This is a genomic window from Streptomyces cyaneus (genome assembly GCF_004028635.1).
GTDB lineage: Bacteria > Actinomycetota > Actinomycetes > Streptomycetales > Streptomycetaceae > Streptomyces > Streptomyces cyaneus.
The window spans coordinates 175214-200893 of the sequence record NZ_RQJW01000005.1 but is presented as its reverse complement, the minus strand read 5'-3'; the positions used below and the strand labels follow the sequence as shown (position 1 = coordinate 200893).

21 protein-coding genes are annotated in these 25680 nt (G+C 70.8%); 17 read left to right on the top strand and 4 right to left on the bottom strand.

The window, feature by feature from the left end; translation table 11 throughout:
- Window positions 1–13: 13 nt before the first annotated feature.
- The 13 genes from rsmI to EHO50_RS19360 all read left to right on the top strand — a co-directional run bounded on the left by rsmI (window position 14) and on the right by EHO50_RS19360 (window position 17454).
- Entirely contained in the window at window positions 14–862 is an 849-nt protein-coding gene (gene rsmI, locus EHO50_RS19420) for a 16S rRNA (cytidine(1402)-2'-O)-methyltransferase (RefSeq protein ID WP_128431450.1), read from the top strand.
- A gap of 191 nt (window positions 863–1053) precedes the next feature.
- Window positions 1054–1449 (top strand): hypothetical protein, encoded by a 396-nt coding sequence (locus EHO50_RS19415; protein ID WP_128431449.1) that lies wholly within the window; start codon window positions 1054–1056, stop codon window positions 1447–1449.
- Window positions 1450–1496: 47 nt separating this feature from the next.
- Window positions 1497–2387: a TatD family hydrolase gene (locus EHO50_RS19410; protein ID WP_128431448.1), complete on the top strand. Its 891-nt coding sequence runs from the start codon at window positions 1497–1499 to the stop codon at window positions 2385–2387.
- 140 nt (window positions 2388–2527) lie between these two features.
- Window positions 2528–3997 carry a resuscitation-promoting factor gene (locus EHO50_RS19405; RefSeq protein WP_128431447.1) on the top strand — a complete coding sequence of 490 codons (1470 nt, stop codon included), beginning with the start codon at window positions 2528–2530 and terminating at the stop codon, window positions 3995–3997.
- A 91-nt stretch (window positions 3998–4088) separates the two neighbouring features.
- On the top strand, window positions 4089–4997 hold the full coding sequence (gene rsmA, locus EHO50_RS19400) for a 16S rRNA (adenine(1518)-N(6)/adenine(1519)-N(6))-dimethyltransferase RsmA (protein WP_128431446.1): 909 nt from the start codon (window positions 4089–4091) through the stop codon (window positions 4995–4997).
- The gene (locus tag EHO50_RS19395) at window positions 4998–5903 is read left to right on the top strand and encodes a 4-(cytidine 5'-diphospho)-2-C-methyl-D-erythritol kinase (protein WP_128431445.1); all 906 of its coding nucleotides are present in this window, start codon (window positions 4998–5000) and stop codon (window positions 5901–5903) included.
- 203 nt (window positions 5904–6106) lie between these two features.
- Window positions 6107–6886, top strand: a complete 780-nt coding sequence (locus tag EHO50_RS19390; RefSeq protein WP_128431444.1) for an MHYT domain-containing protein — start codon at window positions 6107–6109, stop codon at window positions 6884–6886.
- Between the two features lie 55 nt (window positions 6887–6941).
- Window positions 6942–8939, top strand: coding sequence for a sensor histidine kinase (locus tag EHO50_RS19385; RefSeq protein ID WP_128431443.1), 1998 nt, complete (start codon window positions 6942–6944; stop codon window positions 8937–8939).
- 164 nt (window positions 8940–9103) lie between these two features.
- Window positions 9104–10225: a peptidoglycan recognition protein family protein gene (locus EHO50_RS19380; RefSeq protein WP_342786953.1), complete on the top strand. Its 1122-nt coding sequence runs from the start codon at window positions 9104–9106 to the stop codon at window positions 10223–10225.
- 349 nt (window positions 10226–10574) lie between these two features.
- Complete coding sequence (locus tag EHO50_RS19375) at window positions 10575–12383, top strand: ABC-F family ATP-binding cassette domain-containing protein (protein ID WP_128431442.1); 1809 nt, start codon at window positions 10575–10577, stop codon at window positions 12381–12383.
- A gap of 325 nt (window positions 12384–12708) precedes the next feature.
- A complete protein-coding gene (locus EHO50_RS19370; RefSeq protein WP_128431441.1) occupies window positions 12709–14496 on the top strand; it encodes an outer membrane protein assembly factor BamB family protein in 1788 nt (595 codons plus the stop codon).
- A 95-nt stretch (window positions 14497–14591) separates the two neighbouring features.
- Complete coding sequence (locus EHO50_RS19365; RefSeq protein WP_128431440.1) at window positions 14592–16448, top strand: outer membrane protein assembly factor BamB family protein; 1857 nt, start codon at window positions 14592–14594, stop codon at window positions 16446–16448.
- 322 nt (window positions 16449–16770) lie between these two features.
- Entirely contained in the window at window positions 16771–17454 is a 684-nt protein-coding gene (locus EHO50_RS19360; protein ID WP_128431439.1) for a helix-turn-helix transcriptional regulator, read from the top strand.
- Between the two features lie 345 nt (window positions 17455–17799).
- On the opposite strand, the gene EHO50_RS19355 is transcribed toward EHO50_RS19360, so the two are convergent.
- Window positions 17800–18165, bottom strand: a complete 366-nt coding sequence (locus tag EHO50_RS19355) for a hypothetical protein (RefSeq protein ID WP_128431438.1) — start codon at window positions 18163–18165, stop codon at window positions 17800–17802.
- Between the two features lie 20 nt (window positions 18166–18185).
- Window positions 18186–19907: a sodium:solute symporter family protein gene (locus EHO50_RS19350; protein ID WP_128431437.1), complete on the bottom strand. Its 1722-nt coding sequence runs from the start codon at window positions 19905–19907 to the stop codon at window positions 18186–18188.
- A gap of 170 nt (window positions 19908–20077) precedes the next feature.
- Here EHO50_RS19350 and galT point away from each other — a divergent pair, with 170 nt between their 5' ends.
- The 3 genes from galT to galK all read left to right on the top strand — a co-directional run bounded on the left by galT (window position 20078) and on the right by galK (window position 23443).
- Window positions 20078–21163, top strand: a complete 1086-nt coding sequence (gene galT / locus EHO50_RS19345; protein ID WP_128432468.1) for a galactose-1-phosphate uridylyltransferase — start codon at window positions 20078–20080, stop codon at window positions 21161–21163.
- Entirely contained in the window at window positions 21160–22122 is a 963-nt protein-coding gene (gene galE, locus EHO50_RS19340) for a UDP-glucose 4-epimerase GalE (protein WP_128431436.1), read from the top strand. The genes galT and galE overlap by 4 nt, the downstream gene beginning before the upstream one ends.
- Before the next feature lie 157 nt (window positions 22123–22279).
- Complete coding sequence (gene galK, locus EHO50_RS19335) at window positions 22280–23443, top strand: galactokinase (RefSeq protein ID WP_128432465.1); 1164 nt, start codon at window positions 22280–22282, stop codon at window positions 23441–23443.
- An 18-nt stretch (window positions 23444–23461) separates the two neighbouring features.
- Here galK and EHO50_RS19330 read toward each other — a convergent pair whose 3' ends face one another.
- Window positions 23462–23917 carry a GNAT family N-acetyltransferase gene (locus EHO50_RS19330; RefSeq protein WP_128431435.1) on the bottom strand — a complete coding sequence of 152 codons (456 nt, stop codon included), beginning with the start codon at window positions 23915–23917 and terminating at the stop codon, window positions 23462–23464.
- A 272-nt stretch (window positions 23918–24189) separates the two neighbouring features.
- Here EHO50_RS19330 and EHO50_RS19325 point away from each other — a divergent pair, with 272 nt between their 5' ends.
- A complete protein-coding gene (locus tag EHO50_RS19325) occupies window positions 24190–24963 on the top strand; it encodes a LuxR C-terminal-related transcriptional regulator (protein ID WP_128431434.1) in 774 nt (257 codons plus the stop codon).
- A 140-nt stretch (window positions 24964–25103) separates the two neighbouring features.
- Here the strand turns inward: EHO50_RS19325 and tamR are convergent, their stop codons facing one another.
- On the bottom strand, window positions 25104–25601 hold the full coding sequence (tamR, locus tag EHO50_RS19320) for a MarR family transcriptional regulator TamR (protein WP_059196100.1): 498 nt from the start codon (window positions 25599–25601) through the stop codon (window positions 25104–25106).
- Between the last annotated feature and the right edge of the window lie 79 nt (window positions 25602–25680).

The window sequence follows — 25680 nt, the reverse complement described above, 5'->3', positions numbered from 1 at the left end:
CGAGGATGGAAACGTGACAGGAACCCTTGTTTTGGCAGGCACCCCCATCGGCGACATCAAGGACGCCCCGCCCCGGCTCGCCGAGGAACTGGCGGGAGCGGACGTGATCGCCGCCGAGGACACCCGGCGGCTGCGGCGCCTCACCCAGGCGCTGGGCGTGCAGCCGGCCGGGCGGGTCGTGTCGTACTTCGAGGGCAACGAGTCGGCTCGTACGCCCGAACTCGTCGAGGCGCTCCTGGAGGGCTCGCGCGTGCTGCTGGTCACCGACGCGGGGATGCCGTCGGTGTCGGACCCCGGGTATCGGCTGGTCGCCGCGGCCGTCGAGAAGGACATCCGGGTCACCGCCGTACCGGGGCCGTCCGCCGTGCTCACGGCGCTCGCGCTGTCCGGGCTGCCCGTCGACCGGTTCTGCTTCGAGGGGTTCCTGCCGCGCAAGGCGGGCGAGCGGATGTCGCGGCTGCGGGAGGTGGTCGAGGAGCGGCGGACGCTCGTGTACTTCGAGGCCCCGCACCGGCTCGACGACACGCTCGCCGCGATGGCCGAGGCGTTCGGCGCCGAGCGGCGGGCCGCCGTGTGCCGGGAGCTGACCAAGACGTACGAGGAGGTCAAGCGGGGCGGGCTCGGGGAGCTCGCGGCCTGGGCCGCGGAGGGGGTGCGCGGGGAGATCACCGTCGTGGTCGAGGGCGCGCCCGAGAAGGGGGCCGAGGAGGTCGGTGCCGAGGAGCTCGTGCGGCGGGTTCGCGTGCGTGAAGAGGCGGGGGAGCGGCGCAAGGAGGCGATCGCGGCGGTGGCGGCGGACGCCGGGGTGCCGAAGCGGGAGGTCTTCGACGCGGTTGTCGCGGCGAAGAACGCGGGGGCGTGAAATGCCGTGTGAGCAGGGCGTATATCGCATGAGCGCGCGCCCCATGCCGAGGTAAAGGGACCCGGCCCTTACGGCAAGGAACGCCCAAGTCGCCGCCAACACTGGACAGATGGCGTGCGTTCGCTCCTGCCGAGGAGTCCACTGGGTGGTGGGACGCGACCCGTCCCACCCAGCGGACCACAGGAGCTGGCATGAGTGAGATCGCACAGCAGACCACGGGCCTTCGCAGCGCCGCGACCGCCGTCGTCCACGAGTCGTATTCGTTCGCCTGCATGCGCTGCGGGCACGGCTGGGAGCAGTCGTACGAGATAGAGCACCACATAGACGGTGACGGCCGCGAGTTCGTCATGTACGTGGCCGACGGCCAGGTGGTTCCGTCTCCGTTGAGCCGGCCCACGTGTCAGAACTGCGACAACCACGTCGTCCGCATCATGCGGGCCGGGCAGGTGTCCTCCGTGCAGAACTCCCTGCACCCCCACCGGTCGATCCCCCGGCAGGCGAAGCCGGAGTCGGAGTCGGCGGCCGGGGCGGACCACCACTGGCATCTGTCCGATCTCCTGCACGTCTTCCACCGCAAGGCGAGCTGAGCCGAGCGCCCGGACGATCAGGCATGCCCCTTTCGTAGGATCGGGGCATGCCTTCGAACGCCACCGACGCTTCCGACAAGCACGCCGCCCCGCCCCTCCCGGAACCGCTCCGGGTGCCGGTCGCCGACTCCCACACCCACCTGGACATGCAGTCCGGCACGGTGGAGGAGGGCCTGGCGAAGGCGGCGTCGGTCGGGGTGACGACGGTCGTGCAGGTGGGCTGCGACGTACGCGGCTCGCAGTGGGCGGCCGAGACGGCGGCACGGCACGACGCCGTGCACGCGACCGTCGCCCTGCACCCGAACGAGGCTCCGCGCATCGTGCACGGGGACCCCGACGGCTGGTCCCGGCAGGGCGCACGCGAACCCGGCGGCGCGGCGGCGCTCGACGAGGCGCTCGCGGAGATCGACCGGCTGGCCGCACTGCCGCATGTCAAGGGCGTCGGCGAGACCGGCCTCGACTACTTCCGCACCGGGCCCGAGGGCAAGGAGGCGCAGGAGGCGTCCTTCCGCGCCCACATCGAGATCGCCAAGCGGCACGGAAAGGCCCTGGTCATCCACGACCGCGACGCCCACGCGGACGTCCTGCGCATCCTCAAGGAGGAGGGCGCCCCCGAACGGACCGTCTTCCACTGCTACTCCGGGGACGCCGAGATGGCCCAGGTGTGCGCCCGCGCCGGCTACTACATGTCCTTCGCCGGCAACGTCACCTTCAAGAACGCCCAGAACCTGCGGGACGCGGTGGCGGTGGCCCCGCTGGAGCTGCTCCTCGTGGAGACCGACGCGCCCTTCCTCACGCCGGCCCCGTACCGCGGACGGCCCAACGCTCCGTATCTCATTCCGATCACGGTGCGCGCCATGGCCGCAGTGCGGGACATCGACGAGGACGCGCTGGCGGCGGCACTCGGACGGAACACGGCACATGCCTTCGGCTACTGACCGATAACCGACGGATAACGCTCGCGCGGGTTCACCTCGGATCTCTGGTTACGCTGCGTAGTCGGCGGCTTTGGAGAGTAACCACCCCTCCGCTAGGTTCTGTGGGCCCGATCCGGACCCCTCCGCTGGAGCGTGTCGTCGTGAGCAACGTGCAGTTCGAGACCTATGGCCCGAGCCCCGCCCACGAGCCCCTGGCGTACGGCGGCTTCGACCCCTACAGCGCTCAGACGCTGGGGTACGGGGTGCAGGGGGCGTACGGGATGCGTACGGACACCTATGGACCTGTGTACGGGGTGTACGCGGGCTACGGCGACCAGGGGGACTACGGCGGCCACGGGGACCACGGGGACCACGGGGACCGTGGGCATTACGGGGACTACGGCGATTACAGCGAATACGAGGACACGTACCGGCCCGCGTACGAGCTGCCCGAGGAGGCGCCCGCGCCCGTGGTGCGCCCCCGGCGTGGTCGGCGGGCGGCGCGTCGGCACCGGGCGCGGGGCGCGGAGCGGGTGGTGGACGGGCCCATGCGGCGGCTCGTGCCGCAGGCGCTGGTCGTCGCGTTCCTCGCGGGCGGGACGACCGCCTTCGTCGCCAAGGACAAGGCGATCGAGCTGACCGTCGACGGCGAGCCGAGCAAGATGCACACCTTCGCGGACGACGTCACCGAACTGCTGGCCGAGCAGGGCGTGGCGGTGGGGGCGCACGACGTGGTGGCGCCCGCTCCCGACGCGGCGCTCTCCAACGGTGACGAGGTCGAGGTGCACTACGGGCGCCCCGTGCGGCTCACGCTCGACGGTCAGCGGCGCGAGGTGTGGACGACCGCGCGCACGGTCGAGGCGGCGCTCGAGCAGCTGGGGGTGCGTGCGGAGGGGGCGTATCTGTCGACGTCGCGCTCCCGGCGGATCGGGCGCGAAGGGCTCGCGCTGGATGTGCGCACCGAGCGCGCGGTGACGGTCATGGCGGACGGCCGGGCGCGCACGATCCGTACGAACGCGGCGACCGTGGGCGAGGTCGTCGAGCAGGCCGGCATCACCCTGCGCGGGCAGGACACCACGTCCGTCCCGCACGAGAGCTTTCCGCGCGACGGTCAGACGGTCACGGTCCTGAGGATCACCGGCCGCAAGGAGATCCGCGACGAGGCGATCCCGTTCGCCGTGGAGCGGATCGAGGACGCCTCGGTGTTCAAGGGCACGGAGGTCGTCGAGCGGGCGGGGCAGCCGGGGCTGCGGCGGATCACGTACTCGCTGCGCACCGTCAACGGGGTCCGGCAGAAGCCGCGGCGGATCAGGTCCGAGGTGGTGCGGGAGCCGCGGACACAGGTGGTGAAGGTGGGGACGAAGCCGTTGCCGACGTCCGTGCGCAGTGCGGGTGATCTGAACTGGCAGGGGCTGGCGGCGTGCGAGTCCGGGGGGCGCGCGGATGCGGTGGATTCGTCGGGGACGTACGGCGGGCTGTACCAGTTCGACACCCAGACCTGGCGGAGCCTCGGGGGCGAGGGGCGCCCGCAGGACGCACCGGCGGAGGAACAGACACAGCGGGCGAAGAAGCTGTATGTGCGGCAGGGGGCTAGTCCTTGGCCGCACTGTGGGGGGCGGTTGCACGGGTGACCGTCCGCGCGCGGTTGCCCGGGGATCCGTCGGCTGCGGAGCCCGCTGCGCTGGTGCGATCGTGCCCGGCGGTGCCCCGTACCCTTGTCGGGTGAGCAGCCCCACCCCTGACGCCCTGCTGGGCCCCGCCGACATCCGTGAGCTGGCGGCCGCCCTCGGTGTGCGTCCCACCAAGCAGCGCGGCCAGAACTTCGTGATCGACGCGAACACGGTCCGCCGTATCGTCCGCACCGCGGAGGTCCGCCCCGACGACGTGGTGGTCGAGGTGGGCCCGGGGCTCGGCTCCCTCACCCTCGCCCTGCTGGAGGTGGCCGACCGCGTCACCGCCGTCGAGATCGACGACGTACTGGCCGCCGCGCTCCCCGCGACCATCGCGGCCCGCATGCCGGAGCGCGCCGACCGTTTCGCGCTGGTGCACTCCGACGCGATGCACGTCGCCGAGCTCCCCGGCCCGCCGCCCACCGCCCTGGTCGCGAACCTCCCCTACAACGTGGCCGTCCCCGTCCTCCTGCACATGCTCGAGACTTTCCCGAGCATCGAACGCACCCTCGTCATGGTGCAGTCCGAGGTCGCCGACCGGCTGGCCGCCGCGCCCGGCTCCAAGGTGTACGGCGTGCCGTCCGTGAAGGCCAACTGGTACGCCGAGGTCAAGCGGGCCGGTGCCATCGGGCGCAATGTCTTCTGGCCCGCGCCGAACGTCGACAGCGGGCTGGTGGCGCTGACCCGGCGCGCCGAGCCGCTCAAGACCACCGCCTCCCGGCGCGAGGTCTTCGCCGTCATCGACGCCGCGTTCGCCCAGCGCCGCAAGACGCTGCGGGCCGCGCTCGCCGGGTGGGCGGGTTCGGCGGCGGCCGCCGAGGCGGCGCTCGTCGCGGCCGGGGTCTCGCCGCAGGCACGTGGAGAGGCGCTGACCGTCGAGGAGTTCGTGCGGATCGCCGAGCACAAGGAAGCCGGCGTCCGGCCGGAGGCGTCCGGCGCCCAGCACAAGGAGTCCGAGTAAGTGAGCGCGAGCGTCGCCGTCCGCGTCCCCGCCAAGGTCAACGTCCAGCTCGCGGTGGGCGCCGCCCGTCCCGACGGGTTCCATGACCTGGCCAATGTCTTCCTCGCCGTCGGCCTGTACGACGAGGTCACCGTGACCCCGGCCGAGGAACTGCGCGTGACCTGCGAGGGGCCGGACGCCGACCAGGTCCCGCTCGACCGTACGAACCTGGCGGCGCGGGCGGCGATCGTGCTCGCCGAGCGCCATGGGATCGACCCGGCCGTACACCTCCACATCGCCAAGGACATCCCGGTCGCCGGTGGCATGGCGGGCGGCAGTGCGGATGGCGCGGGCGCGCTCCTCGCCTGCGACGCGCTGTGGGGTACGAACGCCTCCCGCGAGGAACTCCTCGACATCTGCGCCGAGTTGGGCAGCGACGTGCCGTTCAGCCTGGTCGGCGGGGCGGCCCTCGGCACCGGGCGGGGCGAGAAGCTCCGCGCGCTCGACGTGGGCGGCGATTTCCACTGGGTGTTCGCGATGGCGGAGCGCGGGCTGTCGACGCCCGCCGTCTTCCGTGAGTTCGACCGGCTCGGCGAGGGCACTCACATCCCCGAGCCCGTCGCCTCCGAGCCGCTGCTCGACGCCCTCGCGAAGGGCGACCCCGACGCGCTCGCCGCCGCCGTCTCCAACGACCTGCAGCCCGCCGCCCTCTCCCTCTTCCCGGAGCTCGCCGACACCCTCGCCGCCGGCCGCGCCGCGGGCGCGCTCACGGCGCTGGTCTCCGGGTCGGGTCCGACGACGGCGTTCCTCGCCCGCGACCCCGAGTCGGCGGTCAAGGTGGCCGAAACTCTACGGTCGTCGGGGACCTGTCGGGCGGTGCGTACGGCGTCCGGGCCTGCGCCGGGCGCCACCGTACTGTCTGCATAAAACCGCCACAACATCTCCACATGGGTCAATGTGGCCCCTTGATCTGCATAGATATGTGGGTCAAGTGTTAGCTAGTTCACGGTAGTTGATTGTTAGACAATCATGTTCATGGTCCCTTTCGCGCCACTGTGCGTCATGGAAACGGCTGGCATGATCAGCCATCCCCGGTCCTCTGTTACCGGTGGTACTCCTGAGGAGCTCCCATGGGGCACATGGATCACTTCAGCGCGGGATGGGTCACCCCCGTCCTGTCCTACGCGATGGCCTGCGTCGGCTCGGCGCTCGGACTGCGCTGCACCGTCAGGGCACTTGAAGCGGACGGCGCCTCCAAGCGGAACTGGCTGCTGCTCGCCTCCCTCGCCATCGGCTCCGGCATCTGGACCATGCACTTCATCGCGATGATGGGCTTCAGCGTCGACGGCACCCCGATCCGCTTCGACGTCCCGATCACCGTGCTGAGCCTGCTGATGGCCGTCGCCGTGGTCGCGGCCGGCGTCTTCACCGCCGGATACGGCCGCTCACGCGTGATGTCGGTCGTCCTCGGCGGCCTCGGCACCGGGCTCGGTGTCGCCGCCATGCACTACACCGGCATGGCCGCGCTCAACCTCCACGGCGACGTCGACTACGACCCGATGCTCGTCATCGCCTCGGTCGCGATCGCCGTCGTCGCCGCTACCGCCGCGCTGACGCTCACGCTCATCGTGCGCGGCCCGGTGCTGGCGACCGCCGCCGCGCTCGTCATGGGGCTCGCCGTCAGCAGCATGCACTACACCGCGATGTACGCCGTGAACATCTCGCTGGCGCCCAGCAGCGCGGCCCTGCCCGGCGCCACCGCCACGGAGTTCATCTTCCCGCTGGCCGTGCTGCTCGGCTCGTTCCTCTTCCTCGCCGCCGCGTACGTCGCCCTGTCCCCGACCGGCAAGCGCCACGAGTCGGCGGCCGCGGCGCAGCTGCTGCGCGAGGTCGAGCTCACCACGGCCTGACGGCTCCCCCTGCTCCCTGAGCTTCTCCCCTGACCCAGGTCGAACGAGGTCCCTCATGCGCGTCCCCCGCCGTACCTCCGCCCGGCTGCGCCCCAGATCGGTGCGGGCGAAGATCGTCTCCCTGCTGATGCTGCCCATCGTGTCCCTCATGGCGCTGTGGGGCTTCGCCGCCGTGACGACCGCGTCCAGCATCGGCGACACCGAGCGCGCCAAGGACGTCAACGCCGAACTGCTCACCCCGGTCGGCGACTTCGTCACCGTGCTGCAGGCCGAGCGCACCGCCGCGATGCGGTACGCGGCCGCCCCGGAAGCCTTCGCCAAGGCCCGCCAGGCCACGGACAAGGCCGCCACCGCCCTGCTGAACGGCATCAACGCCTCCAGCTCCGACGCCGCACTCCTCGACGCGAGCCTGCCCGGGCGCATCGAACAACTGGAGGCCGACGCCGGAAGGCTGGCGAAGCCGCGCGCCGAGGCGACCGCGAAGAAGGCGGGGGCGCCCTCGGCCGCGTACACCGCGTACTCGGCGATCATCGAGCACGCCTTCGCCGTCACCGGCGCCCTCACCGGCGACCAGGGCACCGACGCCGCGTCCGAGGCGCGCGTGGTGCTCGAACTCGCCCGCGCGCGGGAGGCGCTGGCGCGGGAGCAGGCGCTGCTGGGCGCCGCCGACGCGCGCGGGACGCTGAGCCAGGGGCAGTACGGGCTGTTCGTGGGCGCCGTCGCCACGCAGCGCGAACTGCTGGAGCCCGCGGTCGCCGACCTGAAGGCGGCACACCGGGTGGCGTACGAGGAGGTCCTGGACGGCGACGGGTACGCGCGCGTGCGGGCCGTCGAGAACCGGGTGCGGGACGCCGGTGCCGGGGCGGCGGCCGTGACGGCCACTTCGCTCGCGGGCTGGGACACGGCGGTCTCCGGCGTGCTGACGGAGCTGACCGAGGCCGAGACGGCGGCCGGAACCGGGGCCGCCGCGCAGGCCGACCCGTTCGGCTGGGACACCCTCGGCGCCTCGGGCATGGCGGTGGTGCTCGGCCTGGTGGGTGTGCTGCTGTCGCTGCTGGTCTCCGTGCTCGTCGGCCGCGGCCTCATCGTCGAGCTCCTCGACCTGCGCAACGACGCCCTGGAAGTGGCCGGCCGACGCTTGCCCCAGGCCATGCGCAAGCTGCACGCCGGACAGGGCGTCGACATCGACGCCGAGGCACCCATGCGGCGGCTGGTCGGCGACGAGCTGGCCCAGGTCGGCACCGCGCTCACCGCGGTGCAGCGGGCGGCGCTGAAGGCGGCGAGCGAGCGGGCCGAGCTGCTCAGCGGGATCTCCGGGGTGTACGTCAGCCTGGCGCGCCGCAGCCAGGTGCTGCTGCACCGTCAACTGGACCTGCTGGAGGGGATGGAGCGGCGGCAGCAGGATCAGGCGGAGCTGCAGGACCTGTTCCGCGTCGACTACCTCGCGACCCGGATGCGCCGCCACTCCGAGAGCCTGCTGATCCTGTCCGGCATCGCGCCGGGACGTGGCTGGCGGGACCCGATTCCGCTGGCGGACGTGCTGCGCGCGGCCGTCGCCGAGATCGAGAACACGCAGCGCGTGCAGATCTGGGCGGTGCCGAGGGTGTCGCTGGTGGGCGGCTCGGTCGCCGACGTCATTCATCTCCTCGCCGAACTGGTCGAGAACGCCACGGCGTTCTCCCCGCCGAGCACCAAGGTGCAGCTGCGCGCCGCCCGGATGCGCGAAGGGCTCCTCATCGAGGTCGAGGACAGCGGCTTCGGCATGAACGAGGACGCACTCGCCGACGCCAACCGCAAGATCCAGTCCGAGAAGGTCGACCTCCTCGACGCCAAGCAGATCGGCCTGTTCGTGGTGAACCGGCTGCGCGAGCGGCAGGGGCTGCGCGTCGAGCTGCGCGCGTCGCCCAACGGCGGCGTCACGGCGGCGGTCCTCGTCCCCGAGAACCTGCTGCGCGACGACATGCCGGTGGGCGAACCAGCGGTCCAGGGGCGGGGCTTGGCCCCGGCGGCGGCGCTGATCGCGCACCGGCGTGCGGACGAACCCGGAGCGTGACGCCGTACTCACAAGTAGGTCTTCTTTGCCCGATCTTCACACGGATGTACTGCGATCGGAGTACTCGTGGGACAGCTGGGGCGATTAGGGTCGGTTGACGTTTCAAGCGTCGGGCCTCCCCCTGCTCGACGCCCGTCACATGCACTTCTGGAAGGCGTACTTCCGTGTCCGAATCCCCCACCCCCACCCCCTCGTCCCACCGTAGAAAGCGCTCGCTCTCCCGGCGTGGCGTGATCGGCGCCGCCGGAGCCGTGGCCGCCGGTGCCGCACTGACACCGGTGGTGTTCGCGTCCACCGACTCCGGCGAGACGGACAACTCCCCGTCCGGCTCCGGCGATTCCGGTACGACGCCGGAGAAGTTCCCCGCCACCCGGACCGAGGCCGCCACCGGCACCGGCGAGGCCACCACCGCCTTCGCCGCCTCCTACGTCGGTGTGCGCTGGTCCGGCGCGAAGCAGGGCGCCGCCATCCGGCTCGCGGACGGCGACTGGCAGACCCTCGCGAGCGGCTGCGCCACCGTCGAGGACGGCGGTACCGCCCTGGTCGCCGCCGCCGACGCCACGGCGTACGAAGTGAAGGCCCCGAGCGGCATCGACGGCGTCCACTCGCTGGCGATCGACACCACCGACGGCCCCGACCGCACCTTCAAGGTGCCGAGCGAGCCCACGCGCGTGCGTGGCGTCGGCTACCTCTCGCGCCCGGCGTGGGGCGCCGACGAGTCCAAGCGGTTCAAGGCGGACGGCTCGGTCAACACGCCGGAGACGTACTACCCGCTGCAGATCATCACGGTCCACCACACCGCGACGCCGAACGACGATCCCGACCCGGCCGCGACGGTGCGCGCGATCTACGAGTACCACGCGATCACCAACGACTGGGGCGACATCGGCTACCACTTCCTCATCGACGAGGCGGGCACGGTCTACGAGGGCCGTTACTCCGGCGACGACGGCATCCCGGCCTTCAACCCGGACGGCGACCTCGTCACCGGCTTCCACTCCGTGGGCTACAACTCCGGCGCCCTCGGCATCGCCCTGATCGGCACCCTCCAGGAGCAGGGCCCGACGGAGGCGGCCAAGGCCTCCCTGATCCGGCTGATCAAGGTGATCTCCCGGTTCAAGGGCCTGGACCCGCAGGCCCAGGTGACGTACGTCAACCCGGTCAACGGCACGAAGAAGGACACGCACGTGGTCGGCGGTCACCGCGACTACTTCGCCACCGAGTGCCCGGGCAACATCATGTACAACCTCCTCGCCGAGGTCCGCGAGGCAGCGGCCCGCCGCTGACATCGGCCACAGTGACGCGCCCCGGGGATCGGCGTCCCCGGGGCGCACTGCTGTTGCGGAAGGTGCGCGGACCCTCGGTCAGAAGGTCAGCTTCCAGCTGTTGATGTATCCCCTGTCGCGCTGCAGTCCGGCCCGACCTGGGGCCTGGACCGTCCGCTGCCCGCGCTGTCCGGGTAGGTGCGAGGGGCTGCTGCACGAACGAGATGGGGGTAGGACCCCTTCTCCCTACGTCCGGGTAAGGGGGAGGGCGAGAAGCGGGGCGAGGAGCTGTCGGTGCGCGCGACTACGCTGGGAGGCTGACCCACGCGGCGAAGCCGCATGTCGATACAGCCCCCTGGGCAGGAGAAAAATGGCCGTCAATCTGGTCAATGTCGAGAACGTCAGCAAGGTGTACGGCACCCGTGCCCTGCTCGACGGTGTGTCGCTCGGCGTCTCCGAGGGGGACCGCATCGGTGTCGTCGGGCGCAACGGCGACGGCAAGACGACCCTCATCCGCATGCTGGCCAAGCTGGAGGAGGCCGACACCGGCCGCGTCACGCACTCCGGCGGGCTGCGGCTCGGCGTGCTCACCCAGCACGACTCGCTCGACCCCGAGGCGACCGTCCGGCACGAGGTCATCCGGGACATGGCCGACCACGAATGGGCCGGGAACGCCAAGGTCAGGGACGTACTCACCGGGCTTTTCGGCGGCCTCGACCTGCCCGGCTTCCCGCAGGGGCTCGACACCGTCATCGGCCCCCTCTCCGGTGGCGAGCGGCGTCGGATCGCGCTCGCCAAGCTGCTCATCGACGAGCAGGACCTGATCGTCCTCGACGAGCCCACCAACCACCTCGACGTCGAGGGCATCGCCTGGCTCGCCCAGCACCTGCGCGAGCGGCGCTCGGGTCTGGTGTGCGTCACGCACGACCGGTGGTTCCTCGACCGGGTCTGCACACGCATGTGGGACGTACAGCGCGGCTCGGTCTACGAGTACGAGGGCGGCTACTCCGACTACGTCTTCGCCCGCGCCGAGCGCGAGCGCATCGCCGCCACCGAGGAGGTCAAGCGGCAGAACCTCGTCCGCAAGGAGCTGGCCTGGCTGCGCCGCGGCGCCCCCGCGCGTACCTCCAAGCCGCGCTTCAGGGTCGAGGCCGCCAACGAGCTCATCAAGGACGTGCCGCCGCCCCGGGACAGCAGCGAGCTGATGAAGTTCGCCTCGTCCCGGCTCGGGAAGACCGTCTTCGACCTGGAGGACGTGACCGTCCAGGCCGGCCCCAAGGTGCTGCTCAAGCATGTGACGTGGCAGCTCGGTCCCGGCGACCGCATCGGCCTCGTCGGTGTCAACGGGGCCGGGAAGACGTCGCTGTTGCGCGCCATGGCCGAGGCGGCGCGGACGGAGGGCGAGACGCAGCCGGCCGGCGGACGGGTCGCCGTCGGAAAGACCGTCAAGCTCGCCTATCTGTCCCAGGAAGTCGGCGAGCTGGACCCCAACCTGCGTGTGCTGGAAGCCGTTCAGCGGGTGCGCGAGCGCGTGGACCTCGGCAAGGGGCGCGAGATGACCGCCGGGCAGCTGTGCGAGACGTTCGGCTTCAACAAGGAGAAGCAGTGGACGCCGGTCGGTGACCTCTCGGGTGGTGAGCGCCGCCGCCTGCAGCTGCTGCGCCTCCTCATGGACGAGCCCAACGTCCTGTTCCTCGACGAGCCCACCAACGACCTCGACATCGAGACCCTGACCCAGCTGGAGGACGTCCTCGACGGCTGGCCCGGCTCGATGATCGTCATCTCCCACGACCGGTTCTTCGTCGAGCGCACCACGGACCGGGTGTTCGCCCTGCTCGGCGACGCCACCCTGCGGATGCTGCCGCGCGGCATCGACGAGTACCTGGAGCGCCGCCACCGCATGGAGGCGCAGGTCGCCGTCGCGGCTTCCACTCCGGCTGCCGAGAAGGCCGTACCGGAGCGGAGCGCCGCCGATCTGCGCGCCGCCAAGAAGGAGTTGCAGAAGATCGAGCGGCAGCTCGACAAGCTCTCCGAGCGGGAGACCAAGCTGCACGCCCAGATCGCCGAGAACGCCACCGACTTCGCGAAGGTCGCCGAACTCGACGCCGAACTGCGTGACTTGGCGGGTCAGCGGGACGAACTGGAGCTGCGCTGGCTGGAACTCGCCGAGGACGCGTAGCGCTCCGCTGAGGGTGCCGCGATGTGTCGTCGTGCAGCTGCGGCGGCGTGGGGGCTGGTCGCGCAGTTCCCCGCGCCCCTTTAGGGGCGCTTCCCGGCGCCCCTTCAAGGCGCCTCCGCGTGCTGTGTGAAGGGGGCGTGCAGGTGCATAACGGGGGTATCACGGGCCGGTTCTCCCTTGGGTACAGGGGTGGAGACGGGCCGGTGCGTTGTCGGTGGCGGGTGATAGAAAGAGCCGTCTGAGAACAGTCTGAGAAACGCCTGGTGTGGCGGAAACGCGACGGCAATGCACGTGGCACCACACCGGTCACAAGGGGGAACCGCGCATGAGCCAGCCGCCCAACCAGCCGCCGCAGGGCGGTTTCGGTGCACCACAGGACCCACGCCAGGGCGGCTTCGGCGCACCCCAGCCTCCGCAGGCTCCGCCCCCGCCGCAGGGCCCGCCCCAGACGCCGCCGCCCCCGCAGGGCCCGCCGCCCGGCGCCCCGCAGCCCGGCTACGGCTACCCGCAGCAACAACCCCCGGCCCAGCCCGGGCAGCCGGGCCCCTACGGCCAGCCGGGCCCGTACGGTCAGCCGCAGCAGCAGCCGGGCCCGTACGGCTACCCCCAGCAGCCCGCCCCGGGTTACGCCTACCCGCCCCAGCCGCAGTACCCGGGCGCCCCCGGCACTCCGCCGCCCGGCTCGCGCAACCCCTTCAAGGGCAAGCCCGCCCTCGTCATCGGTGCCGCGGTCGCGGCGCTGCTCGTCATCGGCGGCACCGTGTTGGCGGTGACCCGCGGCGGCGACGACGACCCGAAGAATCCGGTCGCCCAGCCGAGCGGCGACCCGAAGGGATCCGAGTCCCCGACCGACGACTCCGGCAACGGCAGCGGCGGTGGCGGTGCCGACCCGGAGAACCTCAACGGGGGCCGCCAGGCCGGTGAGGCGAAGGTGCTCTGGTACCAGCAGGCGCCGGACGCGCCCGCTTCCGGCGCCGACGCCCTCGGCATGTGGATCACTGACAAGGCGGCGGTGAAGGCGGCGTACAAGCAGCTCTTCGCCTACAACGTCGGTGACGGCGCGGCCACTTGGGACCCGATCACCTTCCCGCAGAAGATCTGCGCGGTCACCCCGCAGAAGTCGGCCGACGACAAGATCGTCGTGGCGTACATGAGCGGCAGCAGCGACCGCGCCAAGTGCAACCAGCTCCAGCAGATCGACCTCAACACCGGCGCCCAGGGCTGGAAGGCCAGCGTCGCCAACGGCCAGCTGTTCGACAGCACGCTCGACGTCGAACTGTCCATCACCGGCAAGACGCTGATGGTGGGCCGCTCGCAGTCCGGCACGGCGTACGACATCGACAGCGGCGAAAAGCTGTGGGACAAGACGAGGTTCGGGGACAAGTGCTTCCCGGACGCGTTCGCGGGCGGCGAGAAGCTGATCGCCGTGGCGGGCTGCGACGCCACCGGCACCAACGAGCACGACGAGGTGCAGGAGCTCGACCCGGCGACCGGCAAGGCCAAGTGGACCTGGCAGTTCGACAAGGGCTGGAAGGTCGCCCGCGTCTTCTCCCTCGACCCGCTGGTCATCTACAGCACCAACGAGGACAAGAAGCAGTGGAACATCTCCACGTTCGCCTCCGACGGCAAGCGCCGCTCGCAGGTCGGTGTCGCCCTGGAGATCGGCGCCCAGTGCGGCTGGGCCATCCTCCAGCGTGACCTACAGGGCTGCAGCGGTGTGGCCGCCGACGCCGACACGCTCTACATGCCGACCAAGGCGACCACCGGCCCCAACGAGATCATCGCGATCAACCTCGCCAACGGCAAGGAGAAGTGGCGCGTCAAGTCCCCGGCGGACGAGTCGATGCTGCCGATCAAGGTCGAGGACGGCAAGCTCATCGCTTACGTCGATCCGTCGTACGACGCCGGCGGCCAGGTCGTGGCCATCCCGGTCACCGGCAGCAGCCACCAGCCGGCGAAGCTGCTGCAGAACCCCGCGAGCGCCGCGAGTGTCGAGAACGGCTTCTTCTCGAAGGCGTTCGACTGGGTCGGCGGGCGCTTCTACCTCTCCAGCACCCGGCTGAGCGGCAACGACGAATCCAAGGAGAAGCTGATCCTCGCCTACGGCAAGTAACTCGCCTACGGCAAGTAGGGCGTGCGCCCGCTCTCCCCTTCCCCGCCGTCCCCGCCGCATCCCTCGTCGTCCCCCTCCCCTGAGGTACCCACGCCATGACCCAGCCGCCTCCTCCGCCCCACCAGCCCCCGCCGGGGGGAGGGTTCGGCGCGCCGCAGCCACCGCAGCAGCCTCCGCAGCCGCCCGGCCAGGCACCTCAGACACCTCCGGCACCCCAGGGCCCGCCCACGCCACCGGCCGCCGCACCGCAGCAGCCGCCGCAGCCCGCGTACGGCTACCCCCAGGCGCCGCAGGCACCCCAGGGAACCCCGCAGACCCCGCCGCCCGGGTACGGCTACCCCGGCCAGCAGCCCCCCGCATACGGCCAGCCGCAGAATCCGTACGGACAGCCGCCGAACCCGTACGGCGGGCAGCAGCAGAACCAGTACGGGCAGCAGCCCGGCTACGGCTATCAGCAGCCGGTCACGCCGCAGTACCCCCAGCCCGCGGTGCCGGGCGGCGGCTCGAAGTTCAACGCGCAGGTGGCCGTCGTCGTGGCGGCGGCCGTCGTGGTGATCGCGCTGATCATCGGCGGCGGCGTGTGGTACGCCAAGTCCGGTGACGAGGGCGGCAAGGACGACACCGCCAGCTCCAGCGGCGGCACCGGTGGCGGGGACGACGGCGCCGGCGGCGGCGACTTCCCCGACGGCACGGAGAAGGTGCCCGCCAACCCCGGCTCCCAGGTCCTCTTCCGGGTCCCGCCGCCCGACGTCGACGACAAGACCAGCGTCGTCGTGTCCGGCTCGTGGCTGACCGACAAGGCCTACGTCAAGAGCGGCGTCGCCGAGATCGTCGGCTACGACCCCGACAAGGGCACCAAGCTGTGGACGATCCCGCTGCCGGGTCCGGTCTGCCAGGCCGCAAAGCACCTCACCGAGGACAACCTGACGGCCATCGCCTTCGAGCCCGCGATGCCGACCAAGGCGAAGCCCTCGAACGGCTGCACCCAGGTCGCGGCGCTCGACCTCGACGCCGGTAAAAAGCTGTGGACCAAGACCGCCGAGGTCGAGGGCGCCCCGATCCGGTACGACAACATCACCGTCAGCGGCGGCACGGTCGCCGCCGGCGGCACCAGCGGCGGCGCCGCGTTCGACCTCCGCACCGGCAAGCCGCTGTGGATCCCGAAGGCCAACGACAGCTGCTACGACCTCGGTTACGCCGGCGGCCCCAAGCTGGTCGCGGTCCGCAAGTGCGGCTCCTACGACAAGCCCCAGCTGAACATCCAGACCATCGACCCGAAGTCCGGGAAGGTGATCTCCGAGTACAAGATGACCGAGGGCGTCGAGTACGCCAGTGTGATCTCCACCGAACCCCTTGTCGTGGCCGCTGAACTCGGCGAGTCCCAGGACGCCATCGGCATCACGGACGCCTTCTCCATCGACAGCAAGACCGGCAAGCTGCGCATCCGTATCTCCCTGCCGGGCGGTCAGTACAACGCCCGCTGCTCCGGCGTCACCAAGATCGAGTCCTGCACGGGCGTCGTGGTGGGCAACGACCGGCTCTATGTGCAGACCGAGGAGCACGCCAGCGGCGGTGCGCGCGGCCGGACCAACGAGATCGTCGCGTTCGACCTGGCCACCGGCAAGCAGACCGGGCAGCGCGCGGACGCGGGCGACGGGTACGCGATCACGCCGCTGCGCATGGACGGCGGCAATGTGATCGCGTACAAGCGTCCGCCGTACGACAAGGGCGGCCAGATCGTCAGCATCGACGGCGGCAGCTTCAAGGAGACGAAGCTGCTGGAGAACCCGGCCACGAAGGCGGTGCGGGACGTGGAGACCCGGATGTCTCCGGACTACGCCGAGATCGTCTACGCGCAGGGGCATCTGTACATGGCCGCCATGTACGCGAGTGAGTTGACGACTTCGGACACGAGCAAGTCCCATGTGATCGCGTTCGGTACGACCGGCTGACGAACGCGACCGGTCGGCGAACGATCGGTATCGGGTGTGCCGACGGCCCCGTCCCTGTTCAGGGGCGGGGCCGTGCGCGTACCGCTCATCACCCTCGAATGCCGGGAAAGCCAGAAATTCCGTCGATCCGGGGCACTTCTCACCGGTAGGGGGAGCGCAACGTCGAACAAGCGTGTAGCTTCCGGGGGCATGAAGGGCGGGGGAGCCGGGAGGGGGCTTCTGTCCGCGCGGACCAGTGGGCATCCATAGTGGGGCATCCGGGCCGGCGCAGCTGGTTCTGGGTGTTGATGGGGATCCATTGGGGGGACTGGGGGGTTGCTCGATGGGAGTGCGGCTCATGGTGGTCGACGACCACCGATTGCTCGCCGAGGCGCTGGCCTCGGCACTGAAGCTGCGGGGGCACCGGGTGCTGGCCGCGGCGGCTCCGGCCGCGGGGGCGGCGGAGCTGGTGATCGCGCGGGCGCCCGAGGTGTGCCTGCTGGGTACGGCGACACCGGCGGAGCCCGGCATGTTCGACCCGGTGGTGAGGATCAAGCGGGAGCGGCCACAGGTGGCGGTCCTCGTGCTGGGCCCGGTGCCGAGCCCGCGCGGGATAGCGGCGGCGTTCGCGGCGGGCGCCTCGGGTTATGTACGGCATGACGAGCGCATCGAGGGAGTCGAGCGGGCGATCATGAAGGCCCGGTCGGGGGAGGCGGCGGTGGCGCCGCAGCTTCTCCAGGGCGCGTTCAGCGAGTTGCTCAACCCGGCCGCCCAGCCGGACGACGAAGGCCAGCGCCTGCTCCAGATGCTCACACCCCGGGAGGTCGAGGTCCTGGTCCGCGTGGCCGACGGCGAGGACACCCGCCTGATCGCAGCGGGCATGGGCATCGCCCCGTCCACGGCCCGCACCCACGTCCAACGCGTCCTGATGAAACTGGGCGTCGGCTCCCGCCTGGAGGCGGCGGCACTGGCGGCTCGCACGGGGTTGCTGGACCGGGCGGGACCGCTGCCGCAGCCGGAGGCGTGATCTCGGGTGCCGGTGTGGTGCCTGCGGCGCCTGTGCGGGGGCGGGTGGGGGCGCGCGTAGCGCCCGTGGGTGCGTTGGGGGTCGGCGCCGTGCCGGGCCCGTCCGGCGTCCGAGGAGGAGGCCGCACCATCCCGATCCCCCACCCACCCGCTGGGGGCTGCGCTTCTGGACGTCGGTCCAGGCATTTCAGCCCGTCCGGCGTTTGAGGACGAGGCCCGTTCAGGGCCGAAGCGGGGGTCTGGGGGCGGCAGCCCCCAGGGGCGGGGTCGAAGGGGCGGCAGCCCCTGGAGGACGGGACGGGTAGGGGCGGCGGGGGCGAGGGACACCCGGCTCCCCCCACCGACGTCACTCCTTCGACTCGCCCCCCGCTACAACATCCGGCGGCGGCGGAGCCATGGGCCGCAGCTTCAGCCATGCCAGGAAGAACAGGCCGAGGAGCAGCATGCCCAGGCCGGTCCAGAGGTTGATGTTGACGCCCTCGGCCTTGTCGATCGCGGCGTCGTCATCGGTGAGGCCGGTGATCGTGACGATGACGCCGTAGAGCACGAAGAGGCCGCCGATGATGCGCCGGATGTCGAAGAGACGGGCCGCTGTCGCGGACTTCCCCTCCAGTTCGGTGACTTCGCGCAGGACGTCCCTCTCGGAGTACCCGCCGTGTCCGTGACGCTCGGAGGCGTCGGGGTGCTCGGGGCGTTCGGGATGCTCGCTCATGGTCTCTCAACCTCCGGTCGTCAGAAGGAGAACGGGATGTAGCAGGCGGCCGCCAGCACCACCGCACCCCACCCCAGCAGCGCCGGCTTCCGGTACCAGGCCTCGTCGCCCGGCGCCGGCGGCTCGGCCATGCCGGGGGAACGGGTGCCGTAGACCAGGCCCTGGAGTTCCTCCGTCGGCTTGGGCGCCGTGAAGAGGGAGACGGCGACCATCACGACCGCGCCGGCCACGAAGCCCGCGATCGCCGACACGAAGTTCGCGCCCTGGTCGGAGGGGATCGAGATGACGTCCTGCTTGTAGAGGACGAAGTAGTTGATCATCGCCGCCGTCGTGCCGGCCAGCAGGCCCCAGAAGCCCGACTTCATCGACGCCCGCTTCCAGAACATACCGACGATGAAGACCACGAACATCGGCACGTTGAAGAAGGAGAACAGCGTCTGCAGGTAGCTCATGATGTTCGAGAACGACGACGCCAGGAACGCCGTGCCGATCGACGCCAGCACCCCGATCGCCGTGATCAGGCGGCCGAAGCGGACGTAGTAGGAGTCCTCGCGGTCCGTCACCACGTACTTCGCCCAGATGTCCGTGGTGAACACCGTGTTGAAGGACGACACGTTCGCCGCCATGCCCGCCATGAAGGCCGCCAGCAGACCGGTTACGGCGATGCCGAGGACGCCGTTCGGCAGGAGCTGTTCCATCAGGTAGGGGATCGCGTCGTTGTATTGCAGGTCCGAGCCGGAGGTGCCGATCTTCGGTACCAGTACCGCCGCCGCCAGGCCCGGGATCATCACCAGGAACACGATGAAGATCTTCGGGAAGGCCGCGATCAGCGGGGTGCGCTGGGCCGCCGAGAGGTTCTTCGCGGAGAGCGCGCGCTGGACCTCCGCGAAGTTCGTCGTCCAGTAGCCGAAGGAGAGCACGAAGCCGAGGCCGAGCACGATCGTCAGCCAGTTCGCGCCCAGCGGGTTCGCCTCGCCGATGCCGGTGCCGCCCCAGGCGGTGACGAAGTCGTCGCCGTGGGTCTTGGTCAGGGAGTCCGTCAGGCCGTCCCAGCCGCCCACCTTCTTCAGCGCCAGCACGGTGATCGGGATCAGCGCGGCGAGGATCACGAAGAACTGCAGGACCTCGTTGTAGATCGCGGAGGACAGGCCGCCGAGGGTGATGTAGGCGAGGACGAAGAAGCCGGCGACGACGATGGCCACCCACTGCGGCCAGCCCAGCAGGGCCTCGACCACGATCGCCAGGGCGTAGAGGTTCACCCCGGCGATGAGGATCGCGGCGAAGGCGAACAGGACCGAGCTGAGCAGGTGCGCCCACTTGTCGAAGCGCAGCAGCAGGAACTCCGGGACCGAGCGGACCTTGCTGCCGTAGTAGAAGGGCATCATCACCAGGCCCAGGAAGACCATGGCCGGGATGGCGCCGATCCAGTACCAGTGGACGGTGTAGGCACCGTACTGCGCGCTGTTGGCGGCCATGCCGAGGATCTCGGTGGCGGCCAGGTTGGCGGAGATGAAGGCGAGGCCCGTGACCCAGGCGGGCAGCGAGCGGCCCGAGAGGAAGAAGTCGAGGCTGGTCTTCACCGAGCGACGGGCGGCGAAGCCGATGCCCAGCACGACGACGAAGTAGATGCCGAGGATCGTGTAGTCGAGCCAGTTCGTGGGGAGCCGCAGCTCGGCGGCGAGGTAGGTGGGTCCGTGGGGGAGGCTGAGGCTGGGGGTGGGGGAAATTGTGGGGGTTTGCATATGTACTCGCTTCGTTTCGCGAACCGATACAGAGCGGAACCTACGCCCCTGCGTTCAGCAATTGAACACGTCCGTTGATGCTCTTTGTTTGATTGTGATGTTGACGAAGGTGGTGAGTTGTGTTTCTCTATGTTTAGTTCTGTTTGATGGAGACTCGGATGGAGTCCGCCGTGAAGAAGACCTCGACCCAGCTGGCCGACGGTCGTGAGCTCATCTACTACGACCTGCGCGACGACACGGTGCGGGACGCGGTCGACCGCCGTCCCCTGGACCGGACCGTCACGGCGTCCGAGGTCCGTCGCGACGCGCTGCTCGGCGACGCGGTCGCCATCGCCTCGCACCGGCAGGGGCGGACGTACCATCCGCCGGCCGACGAGTGCCCGCTGTGCCCCTCGGAGGGCGACCGGCTGAGCGAGATCCCGGACTCCTCGTACGACGTCGTCGTCTTCGAGAACCGCTTCCCCTCGCTCGCCGGTGACTCCGGGCGCTGCGAGGTCGTCTGCTTCACCTCCGACCACAACGCGTCCTTCGCCGACCTGACCGAGGAGCACGCGCGCCTGGTCCTCGACGCGTGGACGGACCGGACCTCGGAACTGTCATCGCTGCCCTCCGTGGAGCAGGTGTTCTGCTTCGAGAACCGCGGCGCCGAGATCGGCGTCACCCTCGGCCATCCGCACGGGCAGATCTACGCCTACCCCTTCACCACCCCGCGCACCGCCCTGATGCTGCGCTCCCTCGCCGCGCACAAGGACGCGACCGGTGGGGAGAACCTCTTCGACGCCGTCCTGGAGCGTGAACTCGCCGACGAGCGGGTCGTCCTGGAGAGTGAACACTGGGTGGCGTTCGTGCCGTACGCCGCGCACTGGCCGTACGAGGTCCACCTGTACCCGAAGCGCCGGGTGCCGGACCTGCTGGCCCTGGACGAGGACGCGCGCACAGAGTTCCCCCAGGTTTATCTGGAACTCTTGAGGCGCTTCGACCGGATCTTCGACGGGCGGGACGCCGGGGAGAAGTCCGCGGGCGAGCCTCCCACCCCGTACATCGCCGCCTGGCACCAGGCGCCGTTCGGCACACTGGAGGAGTTCGAGGGGGTCGTCCGTGAGGACTTCGCGCTTCACCTCGAGCTTTTCACCATCCGCCGCACTTCCGGCAAGCTGAAGTTCCTCGCGGGTTCCGAGTCCGGCATGAGCGTGTTCATCAACGACATCCGGCCGGAGGCCGCGGCCGAGCGACTGCGAGAGGTAGCGAGTTCATGAGTGGGAAGTACCTGGTCACCGGTGGCGCCGGCTATGTGGGCAGCGTGGTCGCCCAGCACCTGCTGGAGGCGGGTGACGAGGTCGTCGTCCTCGACAACCTCTCGACCGGCTTCCGCGAGGGCGTACCGGCCGGGGCTTCCTTCGTCGAGGGCGACATCCGCGACGCCGCCAAGTGGCTGGACCCCTCCTTCGACGCGGTGCTGCACTTCGCCGCGTTCTCGCAGGTCGGCGAGTCGGTCGTGAAGCCCGAGAAGTACTGGGACAACAACGTCGGCGGCACCATGGCAATGCTCGGCGCCATGCGCGAGGCGGGCGTGCGCAAGCTCGTCTTCTCCTCCACGGCGGCCACGTACGGCGAGCCGAAGGAGGTGCCGATCGTCGAGTCGGCGCCGACCCGGCCGACCAACCCGTACGGCGCCTCGAAGCTCGCCGTCGACCACATGATCACCGGCGAGGCGGCGGCCCACGGACTGGGTGCCGTCTCTCTCCGCTACTTCAACGTCGCGGGCGCCTACGGCGACTGCGGCGAGCGCCACGACCCCGAGTCGCACCTCATCCCGCTGGTCCTCCAGGTCGCTCAGGGCAGGCGCGACGCGATCTCCGTCTTCGGCGACGACTACCCGACGCCGGACGGCACCTGCGTGCGCGACTACATCCACGTCGCCGACCTGGCCGAGGCCCACCTGCTGGCGCTCAAGGCCGCCCAGCCGGGCGAGCACCTCATCTGCAACCTCGGCAACGGCAACGGCTTCTCCGTCCGCGAGGTCATCGAGACCGTCCGCCAGGTCACCGGGCACCCGATCCCCGAGGTCGTGGCCCCGCGCCGCGGCGGCGACCCGGCCGTCCTGGTCGCCTCCGCCGACACCGCCCGCGAGCGGCTCGGCTGGAACCCGTCCCGCGCGGACCTCGCGGGGATCGTCGCGGACGCGTGGGAGTTCGCGCAGCGCCGCGACAGTTAAGTCGTACGGCCGGTACGGACGGCCGTAAGTTCTACGGTCGGTACGGATGGCCGTAAGTTCTACGGTCGGCATGGACGGCCGTAAGTTCCACGGCTGTTCGGCCGGTCAACTCACCGGCCGCTTCGGCCGGTTCAGCAGGGAAGGTCAGGGTCAGGGGATGAGCGTCGAGACGGCAGCCGCGGTCGCCGAGCGGTTCAAGGAGCTGTACGGGGCCGAGCCGGAGGGGGTGTGGGCCGCGCCGGGCCGGGTCAACCTGATCGGCGAGCACACCGACTACAACGACGGCTTCGTCATGCCGTTCGCGCTGCCGCACACCGCGGTCGCGGCGGTCTCACGGCGGGAGGACGGCGTCCTGCGCCTGCACTCGGCGGACGTCGAGGGCGACGTCGTGGAACTGCGCGTCGACGACCTGGCGCCCGAGTCGGACCGGAACTGGACGGCGTACCCGTCGGGCGTGGTCTGGGCGCTGCGCGAGGCCGGCCACGCCCTGACCGGCGCCGACATCCACCTCGCCTCGACGGTGCCGGCGGGCGCGGGCCTGTCGTCGTCGGCAGCGCTGGAGGTCGTCGTGGCGCTGGCGCTCAACGAGCTGTACGGACTCGGGCTCAAGGGCTGGCAGCTGGCCCGCCTGTGCCAGCGCGCCGAGAACGTCTACGTCGGCGCCCCGGTCGGGATCATGGACCAGACGGCGTCCGCGTGCTGCGAGGCCGGCCACGCGCTCTTCCTCGACACCCGGGACCTCTCGCAGAAGCAGATCCCCTTCGACCTGGCAGCCGAGGGCATGCGCCTGTTGGTCGTCGACACCCAGGTCAAGCACTCCCACAGCGAGGGCGAGTACGGCAAGCGGCGCGCGGGCTGCGAGAAGGGCGCGGCGCTGCTGGGCGTGGACGCGCTCAGGGACGTCGCCTACGACGACCTGGACTCGGCGCTCGATCGGATCGGCGACGACGAGGAGGTGCGCCGCCTGGTACGCCATGTCGTCACCGAGGACCAGCGCGTCGAGCGGGTCGTCGCCCTGCTGGAGTCCGGTGAGACGCGGGCGATCGGCCCGGTGCTGACCGAGGGCCACGCCTCGCTGCGGGACGACTTCCGCATCTCCTGCCCCGAGCTGGACCTGGTCGTCGACACCGCCCTGGCGAACGGCGCGCTGGGCTCCCGCATGACGGGCGGCGGCTTCGGCGGCTCGGCGATCGTGCTGACGGAGGCGGCCGACGTCGAGACCATCACCAAGGCAGTCGAAGAGGCCTTCGCCTCGGCCGGTTTCACGGCACCGCGGGTGTTCGAGGCGGTGCCGGCGGCGGGGGCGCGGCGGGTGAGCTGAACCCGACGCCGCCGCGGCTCACCCCAGCCGTTTGGTGAGCGTGTACTCCGTGATCCCCGGCGGATAGTCCGGGATGACGCACACCACGTCGTACCCCTGCTTCTTGTAGAACTCCGGCGCCTGGAAGTCCCATGTCTCCAGGCGTACGGAGGTGCAGCCCCGTTCGGTGTGCGCCGTGCGCTCCGCGCGTGAGAGCAATCGCGAACCGAGACGGGCGCCTCGGTGGCGTTCGTCGACCCAGAGGTAGGTGACATGGAGCCAGGTGGTCCAGGTGTGCCCGACCAGCCCGCCGGCCAGGGCGCCGGAGTCGTCCAAGGCCCAGACCTGGAGCGGACGTTCGCGTTCACCTGGGGTTCCGCGCAGGGCGCGCAGGATCGGGGAGAGGGCGCTGTTGGTCTCCCGCAACCGGCGGCGGAGCAGATCCTGCCGCGATTTGTCGACTTCTGTCTCCAGACGAAACATGCGGCTCACCATAAACGCGCCGGACTACCAGTTCTGCAAATTACCTTCCGCTCCTGCCCCCCGCCCGTACTCTGATGAACGGCACCGGTGGGGGCCGGTGCTGATCAGGGGGCGAGACAAGTCGGGTTCGACGCCCGAAGTGGGGGTAGCAGTTTCTGCACGGCGGCGGCCGTGCGGCCCATCATGCTTCGGGCGTCGTACCCGCGACCGTGTTCGTCTCCCGGTGTCGTCCTCATGACGATGGGGTATCCCCTGCTCTTCGAGAGCTTGGGGAAGGGGGTTTCGTGGTTCGCATCCGAGTGCTGGTCGTCGACGACCATCGCATCTTCGCCGAGTCGCTCGCCGCCGCCCTGGCCGCCGAGCCAGACGTCGACGTCTCCGCCGCCGGCAGCGGCCCGGCCGCGCTGCGCAGCCTGGAGCGCGCGGCCGCCGAGGGGCGCCGGTTCGATGTCCTGCTCGTCGACGCCGACCTGGGTGGCAATGTGGCGGGGATACGGCCCGCCGTGCCCGTTCAGGAGGTGGGCGAGGACGGGCTCGTCGACGGCATCTCGCTCGTCGCCGGCGTCCGCACCGCCCAGCCGGCCGTACGGATCGTCGTCCTCGCCGAGAAGGACGATCCGCGCCGGGCCGCGCACGCCCTGCAGGCCGGGGCGTCCGGGTGGGTGGCCAAGGACTGCTCGCTGTCCCGGCTGCTCACCGTCATCCGCGGTGTCCTGCGCGACGAGACCCATCTGCCGCCGGCCCTGCTCACGGGCGTACTGCGGGAGTTGACGGCCGCGCGCAAGCACCGCACCGAGAGCGAACGGCTGGTGGAGTCGCTGACGCCGAGGGAGCGCGAAGTGCTGCGCTGCATGGTGGCAGGACTGGGGCGCAAGGCGGTCGCCGAGCGCCTGTACCTCTCCCCGCACACCGTCCGTACACACATGCAGAACGTCCTCGGCAAGCTGGGCGTCCACTCGACGCTGGCCGCGGTCGCGCTCGCGCGGCGCGCCGGGGTCGGGCCGGTGGACCTGGGCCCTCCCGGCCGGATCATGCCGGAGGAAAGCAGCAGCGCCTGATCAACGCCGCTGAGCTGCAACGCCCCAAAGGGGCGCGGGGCTGTGTCGATATGCGGCTACCGCCGCGCGGGCGCGACGAGCCCGCAGACGACCGACTACCCATCGCGGCACTCCCCACTCGGCTCTCCCCAGCGGAGCGCTCAGCCGGGGATGTTGTCGAACGGGGCGGTCAACTGGCGTAGCAGACCGGCCAGTTCACCCCGCTGGGCGCGCGACAGCTCCGCGAGGATCGCGCGCTCCTGATCCAGCAGGCCGGCGAGCGCCTGGTCCGCGCGGTCGCGGCCCTCGTCCGTGAGGCGGACGAGGACGCCGCGCCGGTCACTGGGGTCGGGGAGGCGCTCCACGAGGCCCTTCTTGGCCAGGCGGTCGATGCGGTTGGTCATCGTGCCCGAGGTGACCAGGGTCTGCGTCAGCAGCTGTCCCGGGGAGAGCTGATACGGCGTACCCGCGCGCCTGAGCGCGGTCAGTACGTCGAACTCCCAGGGCTCCAGGCTGTGCTCGGAGAAGGCAAGCCGCCGTGCGCGGTCCAGATGCCGGGCCAGTCTGCTCACCCGGCTGAGCACCTCGAGCGGTTCCACGTCGAGGTCCGGGCGCTCCCGGCGCCACGCTGCGACCAGCCGATCGACCTCGTCCTCCATGGAGATCAGTGTAGTGGTTGTGTCGACGTGAAGTCTCTTGACGTCAAGATACTTGCGGGGGCAGGCTGGAGAGCGACAG